The sequence below is a fragment of the Enterococcus sp. 12F9_DIV0723 genome, assembly GCF_002174375.1.
Classification (GTDB): domain Bacteria; phylum Bacillota; class Bacilli; order Lactobacillales; family Enterococcaceae; genus Enterococcus_A; species Enterococcus_A gilvus.
This window is the reverse complement of record NZ_NIBK01000002.1, coordinates 105,235-122,028: the sequence shown is the minus strand read 5'-3', so window position 1 is coordinate 122,028 and position 16,794 is coordinate 105,235. Positions and strand designations below refer to the sequence as shown.

The 16,794-nt window shown below is 40.1% G+C and carries 19 protein-coding genes; 15 read left to right on the top strand and 4 right to left on the bottom strand.

Annotated features, from left to right (window positions below; translation table 11 throughout):
* Nucleotides 1-14: 14 nt before the first annotated feature.
* Nucleotides 15-194, bottom strand: a complete 180-nt coding sequence (locus tag A5868_RS13670) for a hypothetical protein (protein WP_010778936.1) — start codon at nt 192-194, stop codon at nt 15-17.
* A gap of 74 nt (nt 195-268) precedes the next feature.
* On the opposite strand from A5868_RS13670, the gene A5868_RS13665 reads away from it, so the two are divergent.
* The 6 genes from A5868_RS13665 (at nt 269) to A5868_RS13640 (ending at nt 4,295) form a co-directional block, all read left to right on the top strand.
* Nucleotides 269-448 (top strand): hypothetical protein, encoded by a 180-nt coding sequence (locus A5868_RS13665; RefSeq protein ID WP_086305253.1) that lies wholly within the window; start codon nt 269-271, stop codon nt 446-448.
* A 94-nt stretch (nt 449-542) separates the two neighbouring features.
* Entirely contained in the window at nt 543-731 is a 189-nt protein-coding gene (locus tag A5868_RS13660; protein ID WP_086305252.1) for a CsbD family protein, read from the top strand.
* 131 nt (nt 732-862) lie between these two features.
* Nucleotides 863-1,462: a short chain dehydrogenase gene (locus A5868_RS13655; protein ID WP_086305251.1), complete on the top strand. Its 600-nt coding sequence runs from the start codon at nt 863-865 to the stop codon at nt 1,460-1,462.
* 191 nt (nt 1,463-1,653) lie between these two features.
* Nucleotides 1,654-2,568, top strand: coding sequence for an AraC family transcriptional regulator (locus A5868_RS13650; RefSeq protein ID WP_086305250.1), 915 nt, complete (start codon nt 1,654-1,656; stop codon nt 2,566-2,568).
* Nucleotides 2,561-3,508: a glycosyltransferase family 2 protein gene (locus A5868_RS13645; RefSeq protein WP_086305249.1), complete on the top strand. Its 948-nt coding sequence runs from the start codon at nt 2,561-2,563 to the stop codon at nt 3,506-3,508. The genes A5868_RS13650 and A5868_RS13645 overlap by 8 nt, the downstream gene beginning before the upstream one ends.
* Complete coding sequence (locus A5868_RS13640; protein ID WP_086305248.1) at nt 3,501-4,295, top strand: Cof-type HAD-IIB family hydrolase; 795 nt, start codon at nt 3,501-3,503, stop codon at nt 4,293-4,295. Before A5868_RS13645 ends, A5868_RS13640 begins: the two co-directional genes overlap by 8 nt.
* Nucleotides 4,296-4,335: 40 nt before the next feature.
* Here A5868_RS13640 and A5868_RS13635 read toward each other — a convergent pair whose 3' ends face one another.
* Nucleotides 4,336-6,429, bottom strand: a complete 2,094-nt coding sequence (locus A5868_RS13635; RefSeq protein WP_086305247.1) for an LTA synthase family protein — start codon at nt 6,427-6,429, stop codon at nt 4,336-4,338.
* Nucleotides 6,430-6,629: 200 nt separating this feature from the next.
* A complete protein-coding gene (locus A5868_RS13630; RefSeq protein WP_086305245.1) occupies nt 6,630-7,373 on the bottom strand; it encodes an epoxyqueuosine reductase QueH in 744 nt (247 codons plus the stop codon).
* Nucleotides 7,374-7,646: 273 nt separating this feature from the next.
* Here A5868_RS13630 and A5868_RS13625 point away from each other — a divergent pair, with 273 nt between their 5' ends.
* From A5868_RS13625 to A5868_RS13585, 9 genes are all read left to right on the top strand, one after another.
* Entirely contained in the window at nt 7,647-8,378 is a 732-nt protein-coding gene (locus A5868_RS13625) for a GntR family transcriptional regulator, LSA1692 subfamily (RefSeq protein ID WP_086305243.1), read from the top strand.
* 31 nt (nt 8,379-8,409) lie between these two features.
* Nucleotides 8,410-9,711: a Sapep family Mn(2+)-dependent dipeptidase gene (locus A5868_RS13620; RefSeq protein ID WP_086305241.1), complete on the top strand. Its 1,302-nt coding sequence runs from the start codon at nt 8,410-8,412 to the stop codon at nt 9,709-9,711.
* A 171-nt stretch (nt 9,712-9,882) separates the two neighbouring features.
* A complete protein-coding gene (locus A5868_RS13615) occupies nt 9,883-10,836 on the top strand; it encodes a N(4)-(beta-N-acetylglucosaminyl)-L-asparaginase (protein WP_176281347.1) in 954 nt (317 codons plus the stop codon).
* 24 nt (nt 10,837-10,860) lie between these two features.
* Entirely contained in the window at nt 10,861-11,193 is a 333-nt protein-coding gene (locus A5868_RS13610) for a PTS sugar transporter subunit IIB (protein WP_086305239.1), read from the top strand.
* A 21-nt stretch (nt 11,194-11,214) separates the two neighbouring features.
* Nucleotides 11,215-12,558 (top strand): PTS sugar transporter subunit IIC, encoded by a 1,344-nt coding sequence (locus A5868_RS13605; protein ID WP_086305237.1) that lies wholly within the window; start codon nt 11,215-11,217, stop codon nt 12,556-12,558.
* A gap of 11 nt (nt 12,559-12,569) precedes the next feature.
* Nucleotides 12,570-13,091, top strand: a complete 522-nt coding sequence (locus A5868_RS13600; RefSeq protein ID WP_086305235.1) for a GrdB-related putative oxidoreductase — start codon at nt 12,570-12,572, stop codon at nt 13,089-13,091.
* Nucleotides 13,092-13,113: 22 nt separating this feature from the next.
* On the top strand, nt 13,114-14,178 hold the full coding sequence (locus A5868_RS13595; protein WP_086305233.1) for a M42 family metallopeptidase: 1,065 nt from the start codon (nt 13,114-13,116) through the stop codon (nt 14,176-14,178).
* On the top strand, nt 14,178-15,293 hold the full coding sequence (locus A5868_RS13590; protein ID WP_254908344.1) for a M42 family metallopeptidase: 1,116 nt from the start codon (nt 14,178-14,180) through the stop codon (nt 15,291-15,293). Before A5868_RS13595 ends, A5868_RS13590 begins: the two co-directional genes overlap by 1 nt.
* Nucleotides 15,294-15,407: 114 nt before the next feature.
* Nucleotides 15,408-16,148: a class I SAM-dependent methyltransferase gene (locus tag A5868_RS13585; protein WP_086305231.1), complete on the top strand. Its 741-nt coding sequence runs from the start codon at nt 15,408-15,410 to the stop codon at nt 16,146-16,148.
* Nucleotides 16,149-16,183: 35 nt separating this feature from the next.
* Here A5868_RS13585 and A5868_RS13580 read toward each other — a convergent pair whose 3' ends face one another.
* Complete coding sequence (locus A5868_RS13580) at nt 16,184-16,726, bottom strand: helix-turn-helix domain-containing protein (protein WP_086305229.1); 543 nt, start codon at nt 16,724-16,726, stop codon at nt 16,184-16,186.
* Nucleotides 16,727-16,794 lie beyond the last annotated feature (68 nt).

Genomic DNA, 16,794 nt, shown 5'->3' with positions numbered 1-16,794 from the left:
CCAACGTTTTTGGCTTACTTCTCTGCTTTTTCGTTCCATTTTTTAGGGCTCCAGATATTGCCTTCCAGAGCGATCTGCAAACTTTCATTGTCGTCTTCTAATTGTTCGATATATTTCACCGCTTCGTCAACGACGAATTGGTACTTTTCCTCTGAAATAGCACCTAATTGTTCCTGTAACCATGTATTTCGCATTTACTTCACCTCAGAAGCAGTGTAGCATAGAATCAAGAAGAGATTGGTGCGCGGTGCTTGGGAGGAAATGTACAATGGAGATGAATGAAAGCGTTCTTTTAGTTGTGAAAGCAGAGTTAGTTGCGGCAAAAAATGAATTGAGAAGGCTGGAGCAATTGACACTTTCCAGTGAACTGAAAACGGAGCGGATCAAGGCGTTGCAGCGGGAGATCGAACAAGCGGAAGCTGTATTGACAACGCAAGCAGATTCTTAGCCATCTTATTTTCCTGGTGGTAGAATAAATTTAGAGATAGAGTCAAATGTATTTTTCTCTAAGAAAAATAGAAGAATCATTAGGAGGGTTTATTATGGCAAACAATGATGAGCTAAAAGGTAAAGTGAACGAAGCTAAAGGAAAAGTAACCGATGATGAATCAACTGAACTAAAAGGGAAAATCCAACAAGGCTTCGATAAAGCGAAAGACAAAGCAAAAGAAACAGCAGATGATGTTGCTGGTAAAATCAACAAAAAGATCGACAAGAACAAAGAAGATTAAGTCTTAGACCTGCGATGGCGGGTCTTTTTTTCATGTCAATTTATGCTGAAAGCTTTTTTTGATTGTTCTATAATAGAAGAAGCAAATCATACGATCAAAAATTTTTTATGGGAGAGAAGGAGTGGACAATCATGCGGATCTTGATAGTCGGAGGAAATGGAACGATTGGTCAGGCGGTCGTTGAGAAATTAAAAGAAAAACACGAACTGATCCTAGCGGGGAGAACGAGCGGGGATGTGCACGTAGATTTGACTTCGGTGGAAAGTATCGAAGGTCTGTTTAAAAGAGTCGGTCATGTTGATGCGATCGTCAATGCCTCAGGAGCAGCGATCTTTCGTGGGGTAGAGGAGATGACGCCGGAGGACAATATGGTGGCGGTGCAAAGCAAATTACTGGGACAAATCAATCTGGCGTTGATTGGACAGAAGTATTTGCGCAACGATGGCAGCATTACCTTGACGACAGGGATCATGAAGGACGACCCCATTCCTGGCGGTGCTTCTGCGGCCATGGCAAATGGCGGTGTGATGGCCTTCGTAAAATCAGCGGCCATTGATTTTACCCACGGAAAAAGAATCAATTGTGTCAGCCCCAATGTGTTAGTGGAATCCTACGACGACTACCAAGACTCCTTTAAAGGCTTTGTTCCAGTGCCAGCAGAGCGGGTCGCAATGGCGTATGTAAAAAGCGTCGAAGGCAAACAAACCGGACAAGAATACCAAGTATATTAAAGACGATCACTTTCGCAGGCGCGGGAGTGATTTTTTTTGTTAATAAGCGTGCGCGCGGTCCTTTTTTTAAATAGAATAAGAGCCTATCAATTTGTAAACGAATGTTCAATTATAAAAAAATAGTTTCAAAATGACTATGAAAACGCTATAATAAGTTAATATAATATAAAAATAGTTTCGGATGTGATGCGGTGTTCGCGAAAGAGCTTTACTTAGATAGAAATCTGAAAGAACTGATGGTGTTTCCAGACGATGCGTTTCCTTTTGGTGTCTGGCAGGATGATTTTAATGATTCGGTTGGTCAGATATTGAATTACCATTGGCATGAGACGATCGAAATGAATGTGCTGATGGAGGGAACATTGGATTATCGATTGAACGATCAGCAATTTATTTTAAATGAAGGAGACAGCGTCGTGGTTTTTTCGAATAGCTTGCATGGGGCGGCTTTGCAGGGAAAAAATCGCTCCGCCAAGATGCTGACGATCGTTTTTTCTACGGATCTATTGACCGGCGGTGGTGCGGGAACGATCTACCAAAAATATTTTCAATCATTAAGGGACGAAGGCTTTCTTGGAAGACTATTCGAGAAGCGAACGGCGATAGGCGCAGAGATGTTTCAGCGATTGGTAGAACTGGCGACGATCGAAGAAGGAACGGGCTATGAGCTGCGTGTCCTTTCTAAGCTTAGTTCGATCTGGGAAACAGTATTTCTTCATTTATTCCAACAGCAGAAAAAAACGTTGACGAAACGACCAGAAAAACACGAAAAAGAAATCAAAGCAGTGATGTATTACATCCAAAAAAATTATATGAAGCACGTGACGATCCAGACCATTTGTGAAGCGACAGGCATCAGCCGCTCCGAATGCTTTCGCATCTTTGCTCGCTTCACTCAAAAAAAGCCGATGGAATACATCAATGACTACCGAATGTCCATGGCCGCGGCGCTATTGGTGAATACAAATTGGCCTATCGAGCAAGTGGCAAAGGCGTGCGGCTTCAAAAATGCCAGCTATTTCGGAAAGCTGTTTAAAGCACGATTTAATCAAACGCCGAAGTATTATCGAAAAAATCAACGAAAAGAGGACGAAGTAAGTGGATAAAATTGCCGTACTGATCCCCTGCTACAATGAAGAGCAGACGATTCAAGCAGTGATTGACGACTTCAAAGCAGAGCTGCCGGAGGGGACCATTTATGTTTACGATAATAATTCCACCGACAATACTTACGCCATCGCTAAAGCAACAGGGGTGAAGGTAAAAAAAGAAAGTCGGCAAGGAAAGGGAAATGTCGTACGGACAATGTTTCGTGAAATTGACGCACTATGTTATTTATTAGTGGATGGCGATGATATCTATCCCGCAAAAGATGCCCGCAAGATGTGCCGCGAAGTGCTTGAAAACGGTGCGGACATGGTGACGGGGGATCGCCTCTCTTCAACGTATTTCTCCGAAAACAAGCGTCCCTTTCATAATTCTGGAAATGTCATGGTGCGCCGCCTGATCAATTCTTTCTTCAATGGGAACATCAAAGATATTTTGACCGGGTATCGCGCCTTGAGTCCGCTATTTGCGAAAAGTATGCCCGTTTTGAGCAAGGGCTTTGAGATAGAAACGGAAATGAATATCCACGCGCTGGATAAAAATTTTGTGATCAAAACTGTTGAAGTCGATTACCGTGATCGTCCAACAGGCAGTGAATCAAAATTAAATACAGTCTCAGACGGAGTACGAGTGATCAAAACGATCTTTCAGTTATTTAAAGATTATCGTCCACTTCTATTTTTTAGCACATTGGCCGCTCTTTTGGCTGTAGGTGCTATTGGATTGGGCACACCTGTTTTTATCGACTATTTCCGTACAGGGTTCGTCGAGCGGATGCCGACATTGATCACGGCAGGATTCTTAATGCTGGCGGCATTGCTCAACTTGTCCTGCGGATTTATTTTAGATACAGAAAACAAAAAAGCGCGGCAAAATTTTGAATTGCAGTTAAATGTGCTGCATCAATTATTGACGAAAAAGGAGGAAACAAATGATTAAAGCAGTAGCAGTAGACATGGATGGAACCTTTCTGAACAGTTTAAACGACTATGATCGTCCTAGGTTTGAGGAACTCTATTCGAAGATGCGGGAAAATGGTGTTCGTTTCATCGTCGCCAGCGGGAATCAATATTACCAGTTACGTTCCTTTTTCAGCGGCGATCGAGGAATCACCTATGTCTCCGAGAACGGGGCACTGGTTTTTAATGATGACGGCTTGCAGCAGGAGCATCATTTTTCTAAAGAGCTGACCAAAAAAATCATGGATTCACTCATTCAAAGTGAACATGAGTTGGAATTTGTTGCCTGTGGGATCGCCTCTTCCTATATGCTAAAAAGTGCCAGTGACGATTTCAAAAAATTCGCGCGCATCTATAGCTATCGTTTGGAAGAAGTGGCGGATTTCGACACCCTGCCAGACGATCCCATCGTAAAATTTGCGTTAGATGTCGAAGTAGAGAAAACATACGCGATCGCGGCTCATCTGAATGAAACCTTTGCAGGAGAGATCACCGCCGTCACCAGTGGTCACGGCAGCATCGATATCATTATCCCGGGAGTCACAAAAGGACGCGCGATCAAGCAATTGCTGGACGAATGGGGCATCGAACCCAATGAATTGGCGGCCTTTGGCGATGCCAACAATGATTTGGAAATGCTCGCATTAACAGAACACAGTTACGCCATGAAAGAATGCAGCCCCGAGGTGTTCGCAACAGCAAAAAATCAAGCACCTTCTCATACTGATTCAGGTGTGATGCAGGTGTTGGAAAAAATATTAAAATAATAAAAAACGCGAGCCTCGAGAAATCAAGGACTCGCGTTTTTTATTCGTATTCTTTCATGTATTCCTTGTAAGACCGTGTTTTGTAGAATTCTTCAGTGGATCGCTGCCCATTTTTTGAAAAAACGCTGGTCGAAGCGTTAGCCAATTTTTTCTCAATACGATTCAGAGTTTTTACTGAGTCCTTATAGTTGAATTGGTCTGTTTTGACTGGCTCAAGCCCGCTATCATAATAAAAACGCAGCAGATCGCCATGATTGATTTGGTCAGAGATATCTAATTGTGTATCCATTTTTTGTTTGTCCGCGTTTGCTTTTTCGACCAGTTCAGGATGACTGAAGTTTAAAAAGGCACCCGTTTGGCTATCATAAAGATCTCCTTTGATGTACGCGTAATCCTTTGTAACAAAATTGCGATTCCGAAAAGCCACGAGCTGCTCATTGTTTGGTGAAAGCAGATCGTGTCCAAGCATCATCAATTCATCCGTTTTATCGTAGCCAACTAAGTTTAGCAACGTCGGCAACACATCGACCTGCCCACCGTAAGTGTGGTTGATCGTGCCCTGGTCTTGACCAGGAATGTGAATAATCAGCGGGACTTTCTGAGCTTGGAGAGTGTCAAAATCAGACCATTCTTCTTTGCCAAATAAATCTTTCGTCTGTTTGATACGAGATTCAGAAATTCCGTAATGGTCGCCATACAAAACGATCATGCTGTTTTCATAGAGTCCGCTTTGCTTTAAATAATCAAAAAATTCTTTAATCGCGGTGTCAGTGTAATTTGCTGTTGCGAAGTACCCATCAATTGTGGAATCCCCCGTAGTAACTTTTGGAAACCCGTTCTCTTCTTCCGGCAATTCGGAAAAGGGGTAATGGTTCGAAACAGCTAAAAACTTGGCATAAAAGGGTTGTTGAAGATGCTCTAAATACTTCACTGATTGCTGAAAGAAGGGCTTGTCGTGCAACCCGTATTGAAACGAATTTTGATCATTCAATTTATAATAAGTAGAATCAAAGAAATGCTGATAGCCGAATTTCTTATAGGTTTCATTTCGATTCCAGAAACTGCCTGCGTTGCCATGAAAGGCAGCGGTCGTATAACCAAATTTCTGATTGAAAATAGCTGGCGCAGCATTAAAGGTATTTTTTCCGCCTACCTGTGAGAAGAGGGAGCCTTGATTCAAACCAAACAGCGAATTTTCCAAAAGCGTTTCTGCGTCACTCGTTTTTCCAGCACTGACCTGATGGTAAAAATTATCGAAACTAAACGAGCTGTTACTGTGATAGAGGCTGTTCACAAAAGGCATCACTTCATGTTCTGTTCCTTTTTCATCCTTCAGTTTGTAATCAATCAGGAACTGGTGAGCACTTTCCAGATGGACATAGATAACATTTTTACCTTTAGCGATGCCAAAGGTTTCCAGATTTCTTTCTTTTGGCTGTTGTTTGAGTTTTTCTGCTAAAAGCGTCATATCATTCGGACTGGCTTGAGCACGTATTTGAGAAACCTGATACGTTTTTATTCCATCGTAAATAGTATAGGCATTGATCCCCAAATACTTCACTAAATAATCTCTGGAAAACGTTCGGGTCAATAACCCTGGTCGGCTGGTCTCCGCTAATAAAATATTTCCCCCAAGCAAAAGCAGAGAAGCAACAGTAATTGAAAACGCGATTTTTCGTCGAAGGGGTCGAAAGTCTAAGGGGATTTTTTTCAAAAGTAAAAGCGCTAACAACAGAAGACAATCCAAAAAGTACAAAAGATGATGGGGCTTGAATAAGCGGACAGCACTCTCGCCCAATCCGCTTGCGACTTTTCCCGTCCCTAAAATCGTATCGATGGTGAGAAAATCGGTGAATTCCTGATAATAAACGACATTGGCAAAAAGTAACACACTTAAAAGCAGGTAGATACTATAACCAACGAAATACGCAAGTTTCGTTCGTTTGATAAACAAAGAGATAGCTAAAAAAAGCAACGTGGTTGCCAGTGGATTGATTATTAAAATAAACACCTGAAGTGGGTTGTCTAACCGCAAATCAAAATCGACAAAGTAGGCAAATAAGTTTTTTCCCCATAGTAAGAGTGTCAATGCTAGAAAGAAGAATAAACGACTGTTTAATTTGGACTTGTCCATAACAAAACCTCTCTTAATAAGTTATGTAATTCATTCATTGTACCGAAGAAGAGAAGCGTATGTAAAGAAATTATTTGACATGAATACTACAATTTATAACAAATTAAATGATAAATGGATGTAGTTTAGATTTTTTATGTATGTTGAATTTTTAAATCCTCAAAAAAACCGATAGTCAATGACTATCGATTCTATGTAGACTATTCTTCTATCGTTTCTCTCCGATGTTCTTTCACATAGGCTTTGGCTTCCTTGTTGATCGTTTTCAAATCACAGCCCTGTTGTTTTGCGGCAAACACACATCCGCAGTAGCATTGACGGTAAACATCGTATTCTTTACACATTTCGATCGACCGTTGATAGCCGGAATTTTTCTTGAAATCGCTTGGCAGATAATGAGTATTGTAAATTTTTTGAATATCCATCCCGATCTGATTGATCAACTGGCTGTTCTTTTTCGGCGAGATCGTCAAGGCGCTGCCGAAATAATCGTACCCGCGGTCCAGTGCTTCTTTTGCGGCCAAATCTAGGCGCATATTGAAACAAGCCGTGCAGCGTTTGCCGCCCTCGGGCTCTTCGGTCAGTTCTTTTTTCTGCATCAATTGAATAAATTCATTCGGCTTATAATCATCAATGATCAAATCTACATGATTCCCCGTTGTCGCATTAAAGTCATTGATAAACTTTTCTTGGACCAAGACGCGACGTTGGTATTCACTTTCAGGATGGATGTTTGAATTTGAGAAAAAGATCGTCACATCTGCATGCTGGGTCAAAAACTCCAATGTATAGGTACTGCAAGGAGCGCAACAAGAATGAATCAAAATTCGGGGGCGAACGTCTTCTTTTTCCCACGATTGGATCATCTTATGGAGCACACGATCATAATTTATTTTCTGATTGCTCATTTTTTCAACGATTTCCGTTGCATCTATTGTATTCATCAAATCACCTGAAGGTATTATAAGCGAAAAAACTGTGGAAGGAAAGCGGACTTTGAGGCCGTAATGATTAAATTTAGTTACGATAAAAGTAAAAAAATCTGATAATGATTGAAATAATAGCTATTTGGATATAGTATATACTACAAGGTATATACCGATATAGAATCGAAAAACTCTAGCCAAGAATTTCAAGAATCCACTATAGTAAACTTGATATAGTAAGGAGCGGAACACTGTAGTTTAATGAAATAATTAAAATAAAAAGGAGAATGTATGGAAGAGAAGAAAACAACAAAAGCGAAGTTTGATCAAGTTTCCGCTGAGATTGAGAAGCGGATACACGAGGGCATTTATGTTAGCTCGCAAAAATTGCCCTCGGAATATGATTTAGCTAAAGAATTCGGCTGTAGTCGCTTAACGATTCGAAAAGCCATTGATGATTTGATTAGTAAAAATATTTTAGTGAAGCGCCGAGGCAAAGGCAGTTACGTTATGTCGCAGCCCAAAATACAAAGTGGACGTTCTGGATTACAAGGTTTTACAGAAGCTGCAAAAGCGTATGGAAAAACGAGTAGTACAGAAGTCATTTCATTTAAAAAAGTCAATGAACCATCAGAAGAAATTCTGAACGCTTTGCAATTAGAAGAGGGACATCCAATCTATGAATTGGTTCGCCGTAGAATTTTAGACAATGAACCGATGACGGTGGAGAAGATTTATTTGTCCGAGTATTATGTTAAAGGTTTGAAAGCAGAAGACTTCAGCGGTTCTTTATTTAAATTGCTGGAGGAAAAAACCGAGATCGCTTATTCTCATCAAGAAGTCGAGGCAATTCTGGTTAAGCCAGAATTATCGAAATTATTAAATGTTCCGATGGGCGATCCGCTGCTGCAAGTTTTTTCAGTGACCTTTTCATTGGATGCGACACCGATCTTTTATGATATCTCTTATTATCGTTCAGATCGTTATGTATTCAAAACAACACTTACTCGCTATGGCAACTAAAAGTATATTCCAGTGAATTAGGAGGTATCTTATGTCCATTGATTTTAGAACAGTCATTGAAGAAAACAAAGAACAGTTTTATCACGATCTTGACAAAGTGATGCAAATCGAAAGCGTCAAAGGTTCACCTACAGAACACGCGCCTTTCGGAAGAGGACCGAAAGAAGCATTAGAAGCAGTCATGACTATGGCAGAAGAATACGGATTTAAAACAGCAATCGTTAATGATGCGGTAGGCTACGCTCAGTGGGGGGAGGAAGAGGAATATGTAGGAGTATTCGGTCATTTGGACGTTGTTCCTGCTGGAGAAGGCTGGTCGTATCCTCCATTTAGATTAAGTAAAAAAAATCACCGTTTTTATGGACGAGGTATTTTAGATAATAAAGGTCCAATCTTTGCATGTCTGTTTGGTTTGAAACTGTTAAAAGACATGAATCTACCTATCAAAAAAACGATTCGAATTGTTTTTGGTACAGATGAAGAAAATGGTAGCGGTGATATTCCGAAGTATTTAAACGAAGAGAGAGTCCCTCAATTTGGATTTACACCTGACTGCAAATATCCAGTTGTCTATGGAGAGCGAGGCATTGTTAATTATGAAATATTGACACCGCTTCCTGAAAATGAAATGGAGTATCTTGGTGATTTTATCGGTGATCAGGCGCGTGATCATGTGCCCGATGTGTTATCCGTGACCTTAAATGGGAGGAACATCCATGTAATCGGGAAAAGAGCTCCCTCAAATGCGCCAAAGCTTGGTGAAAATGCAATCACTTTACTAGCTGAAAAAATAGTTCGTGAACAATCTGCTTCGGAAAAGTTGACTGAGTATTTTTCGTGGATTGTGGAAAGCTTAGCGAATAAACACTATGGTGAAGGTTTGGGTATCGATTTTTTTGATGCTGATAGTGGAAAATTAATGATTACCCCTTATCAATTAGTCAAAAAAGACAATCAATTATCCCTTTCTCTAGCAATTCGTTATCCGGTAACTATTACGGAAGAAGAAGTAACTGAAGCATTAGAAAAGCATCTGCCAGTTAAAAGTCAACTAACGATCACTCGCCGGATCAAAAGTAGTCATTTTTCTAAGAACGATCTCAATGTCCAAAAGTTATCTGCTGTTTATGAAGAAGTAACGGGATTAGATGGAACGCCTGTCACTACAACAGGAGCTACCTATGCGCGTTTTGTGCCGAACATCGTCGCATTTGGACCTTCTTTCCCGGGACAGAAAGGAATCGCTCATAATCACGACGAATATATGGGTGAGAATGACCTGCTAATAAATATGGAAATTTATATGCGAGGAATGCTAAGCTTAATTGAATAATGCCTTAATGAAGACGCAGCAGTAGTAGCTGGGTCTTTTTTTGCAATTTTTTAACTTAGAGAACGCTAAAAAATAAAAAAATTTTACTTTTAGTATATACAAAAAAGTATATACTATCTATAATGAATTCAGATTTTAAAAAATGTAAACGGTAACGAAAGGGGTGCGACGATGACATGGGGAGCGATTGCCACATGGCGGATGGCACATGATGGCGTAGTGGAAGCATTGCGGTTGCTAGAAAAAAAAGAAGAAGCTGGTGATGCAGTAGAAACCTTGATCAAAACGGTAGAGGATTATCCTTACTATAAATCGGTCGGTTATGGCGGATTGCCTAATGCAGAGGGTATTTTAGAAATGGATGCTGCTTTTATGCATGGCGACACATTTGAAATCGGTGCAGTGGCCGGCATCACTGATGTAAAAAATCCGATTTCCGTCGCGCGGAAACTTAGCAAAGACAAATTCAACAGTTTTCGTGTCGGTGAGGGGGCAACAAAGTATTCAATGCTAGAAGGCTTTGAAAGAAGGAGTATGCTAACTGAGCGCGCGCATAAAATATGGGAAAAGCGTCTTAAAGAAATTCACGAGAACAATTTAAACCCTTATGATGGGCACGACACAGTTGGAGCGATTGCCTTGGATCAAATGGGAACCATGACAGTAGGAACTTCTAGCTCTGGCTTGTTTATGAAAAAACCAGGACGCGTCGGAGACTCTCCCTTATCAGGCTCTGGTTTTTATGTTGATAGCGAAATCGGGGGTGCGGCGGCTACAGGTCTGGGAGAAGATCTGATGAAAGGTTGCTTGTCGTACGAAATTGTTCGGCTGATGAGCGAAGGATTAAGGCCACAGGAAGCTTGCGACAAAGCGGTTTACACATTCCACGACAAGTTGACTGATCGTTATGGAAAAGCTGGAGCTTTTTCATTGATTGCTATGAACACACAAGGCGAGTGGGGTGTAGCAACCAATGTGGAGTTTACGTTTAGTGTCGGAAGTGATCAAGAAGAACCACAGATATTTATTGCCAACATGGGCAGCAATCACACCACCGATATCCAACCAATTACACAGGAATGGCTAGAAGCGTATGAAAAAAGAATCAAGGCACCGATTAATTAGTTATACGAAGGGGAGAACGAATTTATGAAGAAAAAAGTTTATCTATTTTGTAGTCAAGGAATGTCAACAAGTATGTTAGCACAAAAAATGCAAAATGTGGCAGATGAGCACAATTTGCCGATGGAAGTTGCGGCATACTCTCATGGACTCTTAAATCAAATCATTGCCGAAAAACAACCAGATGTTATCATGTTGGGTCCTCAAGTTAAATACTTATATGAAGATACCGTCAAAAACTTTGGTTCTTATGGTGCCCCAATCTTAATGATCAGTCCAGAAGACTATGGTGTGATGAATGGTGAAAAAGTTTTAAAGCAAGCAATTTTAGCTTTAAAAAAGAAAAAACAACAACAATAAATCAATAGAGGGGGATATCAAATGTTTGATGCACTAGAAAGAACAATGATGCCATTAGCGGAGAAATTAGGGAAGAACAAAGTTTTGGTCGCAATCAGGGATGGCTTTTTAATCACTACACCACTGATTATCGTAGGATCTTTATTCTTGTTATTCAGTAATTTTCCGATTCCGGGTTGGGAAAATTTTTGGACTGGAATTTTAGGTTCACAATGGAGTTCTTGGTTTAGTAATGTTTCAGGCGCAGTTTTTGATGTTGTTGGTTTCTTGTCATGTCTAGGTACAGCCTATGCTTATGGCAGAGAGTTGGAAGTTGATCCGATTCAATCTGCAGCGGTGGCAGTTGTTGGTTTCTTAATTTTAACACCGATGAGAATGACAGTTGAGGGAGCCGCAGATCCAGTTGGTGCGATTGATTTACAGTATTTAGGCACTAATGGTATTTTCTTAGCTTTAGTAGTTGCGATTGTTTCTGTTCTAATTTATGCTTTTGTATCAAAAAGAGGTTGGACGATCAAGATGCCTGATGGTGTGCCGCCAGCGGTAGCAATGTCTTTTGAAGCGTTGATCCCAAGCGGAATAGTTATGTTATTATTTTTCTTCATACGAATTGGATTTGAATTTACTCCATATGAAACAGTGCATAATTTTATTTTTGAAATTCTGCAGACACCGTTAAAAGGTGCTGGAAATACTTTATTTGCACAAGTTATTTATTCAATCGCTTGTACTGTTTTTTGGTTTTTCGGAATTAATGGGCCAGCTGTAGCAAATTCAGTGTTTGCACCAATCTTAAAAGTGTTGACGTTTGAAAATTTAAACGCTTTTCAAGCAGGCAAAGAGTTGCCTAATATTTTCACTGATCCTTTTTCTAATTTCTTCACTAATTATGGTGGTGGAGGTAGTACATTATCACTTGTCATCGTCATGATTCTATTCTGTAAATCTGAACGGATTAAAAAATTAGGAAAACTATCTCTTATTCCAGGTTTCTTCGGTATAAATGAACCGATCATCTTTGGATTGCCGATTGTGCTGAACCCAATCATTATTATTCCGTTTATCCTGACGCCAACAATTAATTTATTGCTTTCTACTTTAGTAACTAATCTTGGTATCATCCCTTATACTAATGGGGTAGCGTTACCTTGGACAACACCAATCGGTTTTTCGGGATATTTATCAACCGGAAGCTTCGTTGCAGCTATATGGCAATTCATATTATTGGCTTTAGGTTGTGTTATTTACTATCCATTTATTAAAACTTTAGATAAACAATATTTAAAAGAAGAAGCAGAAGCTAGTAGTAAAAAAGATGAGGAAGAAGACATTTCATTTGATGACTTATCTTTTGATGACTTATAAAGAGGTGCAGCATGAAAATTTTAATGATATTTGATCAAATTCAAGCAGGGTTTGGCGGAAAAGAGAACGGTGATCTGGAACTAGGTGGTAAAAAAATGCCGATTGGTTCGGCGAATATGTTTGAAAAATATTTATCTGATGTTGATGGGCAGATCGTTGCAACGCTATATTGTGGAGATGATTTCTATTTAAGCAATAAAGAACTGGTTACTAAAAAGTTAGTGGCAATGACAAAAAAAATAGCTCCAGATATCGTAATTTGCGGTCCAGCGTTTAATTATGAAAAATATGGTTTGCTGTGTTCCGAAGTTGGCTATGCAATTGAACAGCATACGAACATCCCAGTTGTTGCTGCCATGTCAGCAGAATGTACAGCCGCTATTGCTGCTCATAAAGAGGATGTCACAATTGTCAAGATGCCGAAAAAGGGTGGGATTGGTTTGACGGACTCATTAAAAAACATCCTAGAATTAGCATCATTAAAAGTAGAGAATCAATCAATCGTAGAGTTTGTTCAAAAAAACTGTTACTAGTTTGAGAAGAGAGGAATAGCTTATGGCTTTAGATGAAGCTTTACTTAACAAGTTGTGTGAGATTGACAGTGTTTCAGGAGATGAAAAGGACCTTTCACTTTCGCTAAAAAAGGAATATGAACAGCTAGCAGATAATGTTATCTATGATAATTTGGGATCAATTATTGCAGTGAAGAAGAGCAATCAAGAAAATGCTCCACGAGTTATGGTTGTTGGGCATATGGATGAAGCGGGGTTCATTGTTAAAAAAATCAATCAAAACGGTACAATAAAAGCTTTAGCTCTTGGAAATATTACCTCAAATAGTCTTTTGGGAGCTACAGTGAAGTTAAAAACAAGAGATGGCGAGGCGATCATTGGAACTTTGCTTGCCTATAATGAAACAGGAGATGTTTTAGATGAGTCAAAAGAAGTTTTAGTAGATTTTGGCTTTGAAAATAGAGAAGCTGCCTTAGAAAGTACCCTAACTTATGGCGACCGCATTTCTTTTGTTAGTCAAGTTAAAAAATCACCGAGCAAACAACGCATATTTGCAAAAAATTGGGATGGTCGCTATGCTCCCTTAATGGGAATTGAACTATTAAGAGCAGTCAAGGATCTTGAATTTGATTTTGATTTATATGTTGGGTGTACTGTTCAAGAACAAGTTGGTTTTAGAGGAGTACAGACTGCCACGAACCTTGTAAAGCCGGATCTAGGTATCATTTTGGATACTAATAAAGCTTTTGACTATCAATCTGATCTTAAAGAGAAAAATGGCGAACTGGGAAAAGGAGTTCTAATTAATTTTTACGATACGACTGTATTGCCTAATCGCTTGTTATTGAACACGTTAAAAAATATTTGTAAAGAAAATGACCTGCCATATCAGTATTACTATTCAATGGAAGGCTCCGATGCAGCTTGGATCAATAAATTAAGAACAGGAGCACCGACACTTTTTGTAAATGTTCCAATAAGAAACATGAATACTCCGTGCTCGATTTTGGATGTCAGAGATTATCAAGTAGCTAAAGATGCTTTGCTTCTATTTTTAGAACGTCTTAATGCTGAAAAAATCCAAGAGTTCAAAGAAGAAAATCGTTGATGGAGGAGATTGATATGACGCACTTCAAAGAAATTGATCTCGACTTGTTAAAGCGACTATCTGAGGCTGATGGTATTGGTGGGATGGAAAGAGAAGTAAGCAGAATTGTTACCTCTTATGGGAGAAAATATTGCGATGAAATTCAATACGATAATCTTGGTTCTGTTATTCTGAAAACAACTGGTGAAGCGGACGGTCCTAAAATCATGCTTTCCAGCCATATGGATGAAGTTGGTTTTATGGTTAGAAGTATAACTGATGATGGGTATGTTAATCTTTTGCCGGTCGGAGGCTGGTGGGGACACGTTATGCCCGCGCAAGAAATGACAATAACTACTGCTAATGGGGATAAAATATTTGGGGTGGTCGGTTCAAGAGCCCCCCATGGATTACCTGCTGAAATAAAAAATAAAGTCATTCAACCTATGGACCTCTATTTGGATTTAGGAGTCACTTCGATTCAAGCAGTTGAACAATTAGGCGTAGAAATTGGTGATATGATCACACCCAATGTTCTATTTAGAGAGTTGAACGATCCCAATTATCTTATGGGAAAGGCATGGGATGATCGTTGTTGTGTTGGGGTAGGCTTAGAGGTTTTAAAAAATCTAAGCAACAATAGTCACGAAGCCAATGTTTATTTTGCAGCGACTACTCAAGAAGAAGTCGGTATTAGAGGCGCGAGAACAGCAGTTCATACAATAAAGCCTGACGTTGCGATTGCTTTAGATGTAACAACGGCGACAGATACACCTTTTGATAAGAACGGAATGAATCTAGGTGGCGGTGTCGTTTTATCAGTCTTAGATTCATTAACACTCGGTAATAGTGGGTTGGTCCAAATGATGGAGGAAATCGTAAAGGACTTAGATTTAAATGTTCGTTATGATTTTATGACTGTCGGCGGCACAGATGCCTGTAATATTCATAAGATGATGGAAGGCGTAGTAAGTATGACCTTATCCATACCAACCCGATATATGCATTCACCCCGACTGATTATCCATAAAGAAGACTATATTCAAACGATTAAATTGGTTACTGAATTTTGCAGAAGAATAAACTGGGAAAAATTAAAACAATTAAAATCTTCGATAGGAATCTCAAATCATTAAGCTTTTAGAAGCTGACAAAGAAATTTCTTTGTCAGTATTTTTTATTCATAAAAGCGAGTAGGACATCTATAATCAATAGAAGATATAAAAAATTCACTGGAGGAGATTTAAACAATGACCGATCGTAACGCGTTTACGAGAAAATTATTACTTGATTCAGGGATAGAAAAGGGACTGAGAGTGCTAGATGTTGGCTGTGGCAACGGTGCGGTGAGCTTCTTGCTTCAAGAGCTCATGGAAGGAACGGGTGAAATCATCGGTATCGACAGCAACGAGGCTGCAATTGCGGCAGCAAAGAACATGGCGGATGAAAAGCAGTTGATCAATGTGCGATTCATGGCAATGAATATAGAGGATGTGGTATCAACGTTAGGGCCATTTGATAGGATCGTCGGCAGACGCATAGTGATGTACTTGCCTGATCCGTTGCAGGCGATCAAGGCATTGGCGAAGGTGTTAGACGAAGAAGGCCGCATGATTTTTCAAGAAAGTGATGCGACGGGTTCTGGATCGCAGAGCGAGACTTTTCCGCTGCATACCATGGCCCAGCAGTGGGTCTGGCAAACAGTAGTTCATGAAAAGGGCAACAGTCATATTGGCACAGAGATGTACACGTTATTTAAAAAAGCGGGCTTACAGGTGGAAAGTGTCCGTGCAGAGCCTGTGCTGCAAACGGCTGAAACAGGGAGTGATCTAGGCTGGTTGCTAGGTGTGATGCGTGAGCGGATCGTTGCGGCAGGAGTCTCTGAGTCAGAAGTGGCACGTGTGACAGAAGCGGCTCTATCGGAAGAAATGGCCAATTCTCAAGCGATCTTCATCAGAGATATGAATTTCGGAATTTGCGTTTCTAACTAAAAAAAGCGTTCGATCATCAGTGATCGAACGTTTTTTTAATAATCATTTGGGTAATGGACCACGATGAATTTAACGATATTATTGGTTTGATTGTCCCAATTGTGGTTGATGGTTGAAAAATAATGGGCAGAGTCACCTGGGTATAGCTGGTACGTCGCCTCTTCGATCACTAACGTTAGAATCCCTTCTAATACATAGACAAATTCCTCTCCATGATGTGGGTAGGTCGTTGGAAGCTCTCGTTTTTCATGAGGCATGATCTCGATCATTTTTGGTGCGATTTTTTTGTCCTGTGGCGTGCGACTCAGTTGTTTGTAGATCATGTTATTCAACTTGTGGATCACAGGCTGATCATAGCCGCGAACAATGGGTTCGACCTCCGCTTCCTCTTCAAAAAAGTAATTGATTTTTACTTTGAATAACGCCGCGATCGTTGCCAAATGTTCGACTGCGATGGTGGTGATTCCGCGTTCAAATTGGGATAGAAATCCCGTAGATAAGCCTGTAGCTTCAGAAAGTTGTTTGAGGGTCATTCCGCGCTCGTTGCGTAAATTCTTCACTTTTTCACCAATAGTCATATGTATGCTCCTATATTCTCGTTCGGTTTAAAAAACGTTCCGTCCATTCATTTTACCAAATGAATCGG